This window comes from Geobacillus sp. Sah69 (genome assembly GCF_001414205.1).
Lineage (GTDB): Bacteria > Bacillota > Bacilli > Bacillales > Anoxybacillaceae > Geobacillus > Geobacillus stearothermophilus.
Genome location: NZ_LLKS01000015.1, coordinates 1 through 7,412, shown reverse-complemented (window position 1 = coordinate 7,412; position 7,412 = coordinate 1). Strand labels below are relative to the sequence as shown.

The window sequence follows — 7,412 nt, the reverse complement described above, 5'->3', positions numbered from 1 at the left end:
CTCGTTGTCCAACGATTCTTCCGTTCGCAGGGGGCGGCCTWAGGCCTCCCCCTGCGAACGGAAGAATCGTTGGACAACGAGATGACACCGGAGAAGCTGGCGTGATTTTATCCATTCGACCTTGAGTCCCCAAAGGAGCTTGGCCGGCCTCCGCCTGATGACGAGACCGAACGAGGGAATGTTGGCGCGAAGACGCCCGGAGACATGGGAGGGTTCGTCCTCATCAGCGACGCGGAGATCCAAAGGGTGCATCGAATACGCTTCCCCCACGGCAGGAAAATATAACCAGCCGTGGCCGCGAAGCGCACCCTAGGTCTGTAAGATATCCACAAAACTGAAAAAGGATGTAAGAGATTTTGTCGAAAAATATTTTTTGGACACCCCTGAGGGGCCGAAAAGCCTTGATAAATCAACATTTCTAGAGGGAGGAATGCTTTGAACATCGTTCCAATCAAACAATTGAACCGCGCCATGGTCAACCAGTTTTTCACCAACCATTGGGGAAGTCCGCAAATGGTTGTCTCGACCGGCATCTATAACTGCAGCGAACTAGATGGATTTGCGGCTGTCGAGAATGGACAGCGGATCATCGGGCTCATTACGTTTGTGATTCGCGGAAACGAATGCGAGATCATCTCGCTAGACAGCATAATGGAAAACCGCGGCGTCGGCAGCACCCTTTTGCATGAGGCGGAGACATGGGCGAGACAACAAAGGTGCACCGCTGTTCAACTGATCACCACCAACGACAACTTGCATGCGCTTCGTTTCTACCAAAAGCGCGGCTACCAAATTGTGAATGTCTTTCCGAACGCTGTCGACAAGGCGCGGCGAATCAAGCCAAGCATTCCGAAAACAAGTCCTGACGGCATTCCTATTCGAGATGAGTTGTTGCTGGTCAAACCACTGGTGTGACACGAAGTGGCAATGACGCCGCATCGAAAAAGAAGCACCGGCCTTCTCCCAAGACCGGTGCTTCTTTGTTTTGAACAACCCTCCACCTATGACGCCAGCCGCGAGGAGCGTCAAATTTCGGCGGCGATATGATACATGTAATAGACCCCATAGGCGATGCTGATGAGGGAGACGGTTTTCACGATCCATTGATTCATGACTTGCTGTTTCGCTTTCATCCAAACAAACGGAATCCCGAGAAACGTCGTGAACAGCATCATGCCGATGACCGTTCCTAGGCCAAAAATCAAAATAAAAGCAAGCGCCATCCAAGTTCCTTTGACCGTCGTCATCGTCAACAACACCATTCCGGCGCTGCCGGCTAAACCGTGGATGATGCCAATCAATGTCGATTTCACATGTAGATGAATATCGCCCTGGTGATGATGATCCAGCCTCATTGTCGAACGGAAACTAGCAATTCCTAGAATAACGATCATGATGCCGACGCCCATTTCGAGATAAGAAGCAATCTGTTCAGGAATTTGCCGCTCAAAGGCGATCATCGCCATCCCAACAACGAGCAGCGTCAACGTATGGCCAATTCCCCAAAACATGCCGGCCAGCGATGAAAGGGACAGTTTTTTCGTCCGGCTGGCAATGGTCGAAACGGCAATGACATGATCCGGTTCCGTCGCATGTTTCATTCCAAGCAGCAATCCAAACAAGAGCACAGGCCATATCGTTCCCATTGTCTTCTTCCTTTCCCTTGTCAATATTTCCTCCAACAGACTGGCGCTTTCTCACCGCATTGTTGGCGAATGAACTGTTGGACGCGTTGGAATATCGCTTCGATGACCGATGTTTCATACGCCAATATACGTACAGAAAAGCCTGGAACGGCCGCCGCTGAAAAACCGCAGCGAACCTCTTGCGGCATCTCTTCCATGAATTGGTTGAACTGTTCTAACACTTCCTTTGTGATAAACGGAGAAAGAGCCACGAATGATCCGACATGCGTGTAGCCGCCGAGCTGCAGCATGCTCGTTAAGTGTTGCCGCGAGTCCAAGTACAGATGATCAAACAGAACGAGCGCCTCGTCTTGATACACCTTCAGTTTCGAGCGAATCCAATCATAGCGGAACAGCTCGCCGCTTTCCGACCATCCAGGCGTGATGATTTCGCCATAAACAAACGTGGAGCTTGGCGTGATGTACACCGTCGTTTCTTGATAAAAGCGCGCATGCTCATAGGCGATCGTCGGGTCGGGGAAATATTCAAGTACGCTTTGCTCCCCAAGTGACAATCGTGTATACTGCCTTACAGGCGTTGAAGGAGTTTTGTAGATTTTCGCCGCCGACTGGGTCGTCACCATCAACCGGGCGCTGGGCTCGAGGAAGATTTCCATATCATATGAATCCCCATCGACATACCCGCCGCCCACGTGGACAAGATATAACGTCGGATGAGCCGGGTCGAGGTAAACAGGACGCATCAGTTTCAGCGCCCCTTCACTATAGTTGTCCAAAATGACGGTGCGGCCGTTTTTCACGACCGCTGTACATCGCAAACGCCCCGTCCAGCTCATTCTTCCAGCCCTGCCAGCAGCACCTGTTTTTCGATCCAATCCACAACGTCAAAAAGACCAATCTCTTCTTTTAAATTTGTAAAAATGACCGGCTTCGCCCCTCGCGCTGCTTTGGCGTCCCGTTCCATCACTTCCAGACTGGCGCCGACGTAAGGGGCAAGATCGATTTTGTTGATCACGAGCAAATCCGACTTAATCATCCCCTGTCCGCCTTTGCGCGGAATTTTCTCCCCTTGGGCGACGTCGATGACATAAATGGAGAAATCGACCAACTCCGGGCTGAAGGTCGCCGCCAAGTTATCGCCGCCGCTCTCGATCAAAATGAGTTCCACATCTGGATGGCGCCGTTTCAGTTCATCAATGGCCGCAAAATTCATTGATGCGTCTTCGCGAATGGCCGTATGCGGGCACCCGCCCGTTTCGACGCCGATAATCCGATCTTCCGGCAAGACGCTATGTTTGATTAAAAATTGGGCATCTTCTTTTGTATAAATATCATTCGTAATGACCGCGATGCTAAAGCGGCGATGCATCGCCCGCGTCAGCTTCTCGACAAGCATCGTTTTGCCGGCGCCGACCGGGCCGCCGATGCCGATTCGTACCGGTTCCATTCTGGATTCTCCCTTCTCTGTCCTTCTTTCGTTCCACGTCAAACAAGATTTACGACATAAACAATCGAACAGGAAGACGTTCATGCTGCATTTGCGCGATTTCCAAGCCGATGGCTGCCGCCCCGAGCTCCTCTTCGTCGAGTGTCTCGATGATGCTCGCGGCATGAATCAAATATGGCTGCGCCATGACGAGCAGCTTTTGCCCGTCCGTCTGGCCGAGGGGAATGCCGCGAACCGCGTTTTGCACCATCGTTTGTACGGAAGCAAACAAATACGTCAGCACCGTCGTTTGTTTGACTGCTCCGATTTTGCGGCCAACCGCCGCAAACACAATGGCCGGATGAATGGACCGCGTCGTTTGCACGATCTCATCCAATTCATCGACTCCGTAAATGTCGCGGCACAGTTTCCATAAGCGCCCCCCAATCATTCTCGTTCCTTCTCGCGTTTCCTTCGCCAAGCAGAGAGCAAACAGCGTGTCGTTCAGCCGCCGCAGTCCTTCCATACGGTCGACTTCCAACTGCTCATAGGCGATCCGGCACGCCAATCCATCCGTATACGTCAGCTGGGTCTGAATATAAGCGACAAGCACATCGCCAAACGTTTTGGCATCGCAAATTTGTTCATTGTACATGTATGTTTCAAACCCAAAGGAATGGGAAAATGCTCCAGACGGAAAATTCGAATCGGAGAGCTGCAGCAGCCACAACAACTGTTGGTCAGTCATGGCGATGCCCGATATGGCGGAACGCTTGTTTTACTTTCCGTTTTTCCCTCTTGTACGGGATGCCGAGTTGCTGGAGCAGCTCTTCGACTAAATAGTCGTATTGGACGAGCATTTCCCCTTCCTCGAATTGGGCGGGCAAGTGGCGGTTGCCGAGCTGATGAGCAATCTCCCCCATTTGTTTCATGGAAACAGGCTGGATGACAAGCAAATCATCGGGAAGAACGGATACGACAATGGCATTATGCTCATCCATCCATAACACATCTCCGTCTACCAATTCTTTCTTTTCTTTCAATCTAATGCCAATCTCCCTCCCATGGTCGGTCACGACCCGCTGGATTCGTTTCACTAAATCGTCGCTTGCCATGTACACCCGTTCGATGTGCGGGGGGAGAGAAGGGAGGGTTTGAATGTTTCCGATAACCGTTTCTACAATCATCATCATCACCTCAAAACAGAAAATATCGTTGCGCCATGGCCACCACTTCGGCCGGCTCGCACGTAATGAGCCGCCCGTCGACCTTCACTTCATACGTCTGCGGATCGACATCGATTTGGGGCATGGCGTTATTGAACACCATATCGTGTTTCGTTAACGAACGAATGTTTCCAACCGGTTTGACGATTTTGTGCAATCGCAGTTTGTCAGGGACGCCGCGTTCGAACGCCGCTTTGGACAAAAACGTAATGGACGTTTTCGCGACGGCGGCGCCATAGTTGGCGAACATCGGGCGGTACAGAGCGGGCTGCGGCGTCGGAATGCTGGCGTTCGGGTCGCCCATCACGCTGTAGGCGATCATCCCGCCTTTGATGACGAGCTCAGGCTTGACCCCGAAAAAAGCGGGATGCCAAACGACCAAATCTGCGAATTTTCCGACTTCGACTGACCCGACATACTCCGCGATGCCATGAGTGATAGCCGGGTTGATCGTATATTTGGCTACATACCGTTTGACGCGAACATTATCGCCCCGCCCCGTTTCCTCCGGCAAGCGGCCAAACTGTTTTTTCATTTTGTCGGCCGTTTGCCACGTGCGCAAAATGACTTCACCGACACGCCCCATCGCTTGCGAGTCGGAACTGATCATGCTGAAAGCGCCGATGTCGTGCAAAATGTCTTCTGCCGCGATCGTTTCTTTGCGGATGCGCGAATCAGCAAAGGCAATGTCTTCTGGAACGGACGGATCTAAATGATGGCACACCATTAACATATCTAAATGCTCATCGAGCGTGTTTTTCGTATACGGCCGCGTCGGGTTCGTGGAAGAAGGCAAAATGTTCGGGAAGCTGGCGACTTTCATAATATCGGGCGCATGCCCCCCTCCGGCTCCTTCCGTATGGTATGTATGAATGACGCGTCCGTTAATGGCCTTCAGTGTATGCTCGACAAACCCGCCTTCATTCAACGTATCAGTATGAATGGCGACTTGCACATCGTACTCATCCGCCACTCGCAAGCACGCATCAATCGCTGCCGCCGTCGTTCCCCAGTCTTCATGAAGCTTGAGTCCCACCGCTCCGGCGCGCACTTGCTCCGCGATCGGCTCTTTCGCCGACGCGTTGCCTTTTCCTAAAAACCCAAGATTCATTGGGAACGCTTCGGCGGCTTCAAGCATCCGGTAAATGTTCCACTCTCCCGGCGTGCACGTCGTGGCATTCGTTCCGGTCGCCGGCCCGGTCCCGCCGCCAATCATCGTCGTAATGCCGGATGACAGGGCGGTTTCGATTTGCTGCGGGCAAATGAAATGGATATGGGCATCCACTCCTCCAGCGGTCACGATTTTCCCTTCGGCCGCGATCACTTCCGTTGAGGCGCCGATGACAATATTGACGCCGTCCATTAACAGCGGATTCCCCGCCTTGCCGATGGCGGCGATGTTTCCATCTTTGACCCCGATATCGGCTTTGTAAATGCCGGTGTAATCAACGATGACGGCGTTCGTCAACACTAAATCGACCGCTTCGTCGCGGACAGCGAGCGGATGCTGCCCCATCCCGTCGCGAATCACCTTCCCGCCGCCGAATTTCACTTCATCGCCGTAAACGGTATAGTCATGCTCAATTTCAATCCACAAGTCTGTGTCCGCCAACCGGATGCAGTCCCCGGTCGTCGGTCCAAACATATCCGCGTATTGCCGTCTTGACATGGAAAAACTCATTCTCTTGCTCCCTCCTTCCCATTGTCATCAAGCGGACCATTGACCATATTGTTTAATCCGTACACCCGGCGCTTGCCGGAGAACGGGACAAGCTCCACTTGCTTCGCATCCCCGGGTTCAAAACGGACCGCTGTCCCGGCTGGAATGTTCAAATGTTTTCCGTACGCCGCCTGCCGGTCAAATTCAAGAAATGCGTTGACTTCAAAAAAGTGAAAATGGGAACCGACCTGCACCGGGCGGTCGCCGCGGTTTATGACCGTCAGCTTCGTAACCGGCTTTTGCCGGTTGCACGCAATCGGTTCGTCGCGCAATCGGTATTCTCCTGGGATCATAAGATCACTCCTTTATCCACCTTCATCGGAATCGGCCGGCGCTATTACGACCGGATCGGCTGGTGGACCGTGACGAGTTTCGTGCCGTCCGGAAACGTCGCCTCGACTTGAATCTCGTCGATCATGTCAGCGACGCCTTCCATCACATCATCGCGCGTCAAAATCGTTGCGCCGTATTGCATCAACTCCGCCACCGTCCGCCCGTCGCGGGCTCCTTCCATCAGTTCATACGTAATGAGCGCCACCGCTTCCGGATAATTTAGCTTCAAGCCCCGCTCTTTCCGGCGGCGCGCCAAATCAGCGGCAACGACGATCAGCAGCTTTTCCTGTTCACGCGGAGTCAGTTTCACTCATCTCTTCCCCCCTCTTGAATGCTCGGTATTGTCAAAAGTTTATCCTCCACACTCACGGTTTTCCCTTGAGTTTCAACGGTTGGAAGAAAAAAAGCTTGCCACCCCCGTTGTTTTCGGCCATCATTGAGGTAACGACACCCAACAGCCAAAACAAAGGAGTGACAAGCTTTGTTACCTCAATTATTAGCCTATTTGCTCGAAATAATCAAGACCCAATATCAAATCATTGTGTATTTGATGGGTGTGATCGTGGGAAAATCCTTGAATCTCGAGGACTTGGACGAACCCATCCAAAAGCCGTACCGGAAACTTCAGGTCGATGACCTTCCGATCATCGATGTGCCGGAAACCCTTGATTACCGGAAGCTGTTGGCAGACTATGAAGCCCAGCACGGACGTCCTTTACGGCCCATCCAGCGCCGCGCGAATGCGAAACACCGTGTTCCGGATTCGTTGACCTGCCCTCGCTGCCAGGCYCCCTCTTCTTACCTGTACGCCAATAACGGCGGAAACGGGCAATACCAATGCAAAGTGTGCCAGTGCCGGTTCAACCACCGAAATCGGTTCACCAAGCAAGCGGTCTTTCGCTGCCCGCACTGCAACAAGACGCTGGAAAARATCAAGGAACGCAAAGAATACMACATCTATAAGTGCAAGAACAACGMTTGCCCGTTTTACCAGGCCAACCTTCGCCGGATGACCAAGAAGGAGCGCCAACAGTTTCAACAGGATCCTCAAGCCTTCAAGG

Annotated in this window: 9 protein-coding genes and 1 pseudogene; 2 read left to right on the top strand and 8 right to left on the bottom strand. The window is 52.5% G+C overall.

Annotation, left to right across the window (positions count from 1 at the left end):
• Positions 1–435: 435 nt before the first annotated feature.
• Positions 436–915 carry a GNAT family N-acetyltransferase gene (locus AP057_RS01505; protein ID WP_055357901.1) on the top strand — a complete coding sequence of 160 codons (480 nt, stop codon included), beginning with the start codon at positions 436–438 and terminating at the stop codon, positions 913–915.
• A 110-nt stretch (positions 916–1,025) separates the two neighbouring features.
• Here AP057_RS01505 and AP057_RS01500 read toward each other — a convergent pair whose 3' ends face one another.
• Genes AP057_RS01500 through ureA form a run of 8 tightly spaced genes read right to left on the bottom strand, consistent with a single transcriptional unit; the run spans position 1,026 to position 6,661 of the window.
• On the bottom strand, positions 1,026–1,646 hold the full coding sequence (locus AP057_RS01500) for an urease accessory protein UreH (RefSeq protein ID WP_055357900.1): 621 nt from the start codon (positions 1,644–1,646) through the stop codon (positions 1,026–1,028).
• A 20-nt stretch (positions 1,647–1,666) separates the two neighbouring features.
• Complete coding sequence (locus AP057_RS01495; RefSeq protein ID WP_011231412.1) at positions 1,667–2,482, bottom strand: urease accessory protein UreD; 816 nt, start codon at positions 2,480–2,482, stop codon at positions 1,667–1,669.
• On the bottom strand, positions 2,479–3,093 hold the full coding sequence (ureG, locus tag AP057_RS01490; RefSeq protein ID WP_011231413.1) for an urease accessory protein UreG: 615 nt from the start codon (positions 3,091–3,093) through the stop codon (positions 2,479–2,481). The genes AP057_RS01495 and ureG overlap by 4 nt, the downstream gene beginning before the upstream one ends.
• Before the next feature lie 49 nt (positions 3,094–3,142).
• On the bottom strand, positions 3,143–3,820 hold the full coding sequence (locus AP057_RS01485; protein ID WP_055357899.1) for an urease accessory protein UreF: 678 nt from the start codon (positions 3,818–3,820) through the stop codon (positions 3,143–3,145).
• Positions 3,813–4,259 carry an urease accessory protein UreE gene (gene ureE, locus AP057_RS01480; protein WP_055357898.1) on the bottom strand — a complete coding sequence of 149 codons (447 nt, stop codon included), beginning with the start codon at positions 4,257–4,259 and terminating at the stop codon, positions 3,813–3,815. The genes AP057_RS01485 and ureE overlap by 8 nt, the downstream gene beginning before the upstream one ends.
• A gap of 10 nt (positions 4,260–4,269) precedes the next feature.
• Positions 4,270–5,979 (bottom strand): urease subunit alpha, encoded by a 1,710-nt coding sequence (gene ureC, locus AP057_RS01475; RefSeq protein WP_015375018.1) that lies wholly within the window; start codon positions 5,977–5,979, stop codon positions 4,270–4,272.
• On the bottom strand, positions 5,976–6,311 hold the full coding sequence (locus tag AP057_RS01470; protein ID WP_055357897.1) for an urease subunit beta: 336 nt from the start codon (positions 6,309–6,311) through the stop codon (positions 5,976–5,978). The genes ureC and AP057_RS01470 overlap by 4 nt, the downstream gene beginning before the upstream one ends.
• Before the next feature lie 44 nt (positions 6,312–6,355).
• A complete protein-coding gene (gene ureA, locus AP057_RS01465) occupies positions 6,356–6,661 on the bottom strand; it encodes an urease subunit gamma (RefSeq protein WP_020755308.1) in 306 nt (101 codons plus the stop codon).
• A 171-nt stretch (positions 6,662–6,832) separates the two neighbouring features.
• Between ureA and AP057_RS01460 the strand changes: the two are divergent.
• Positions 6,833–7,412, top strand: a pseudogene (locus tag AP057_RS01460) (transposase); the annotation flags it as partial.

Coding starts and splice junctions, on each gene's coding strand:
- ureG (WP_011231413.1), bottom strand. CDS start 3,093: ATGGAACCGGTACGAATCGGCATCGGCGGCCCGGTCGGCGCCGGCAAA.
- ureC (WP_015375018.1), bottom strand. CDS start 5,979: ATGAGTTTTTCCATGTCAAGACGGCAATACGCGGATATGTTTGGACCG.
- AP057_RS01470 (WP_055357897.1), bottom strand. CDS start 6,311: ATGATCCCAGGAGAATACCGATTGCGCGACGAACCGATTGCGTGCAAC.
- AP057_RS01495 (WP_011231412.1), bottom strand. CDS start 2,482: ATGAGCTGGACGGGGCGTTTGCGATGTACAGCGGTCGTGAAAAACGGC.
- AP057_RS01485 (WP_055357899.1), bottom strand. CDS start 3,820: ATGACTGACCAACAGTTGTTGTGGCTGCTGCAGCTCTCCGATTCGAAT.
- ureE (WP_055357898.1), bottom strand. CDS start 4,259: ATGATTGTAGAAACGGTTATCGGAAACATTCAAACCCTCCCTTCTCTC.
- AP057_RS01500 (WP_055357900.1), bottom strand. CDS start 1,646: ATGGGAACGATATGGCCTGTGCTCTTGTTTGGATTGCTGCTTGGAATG.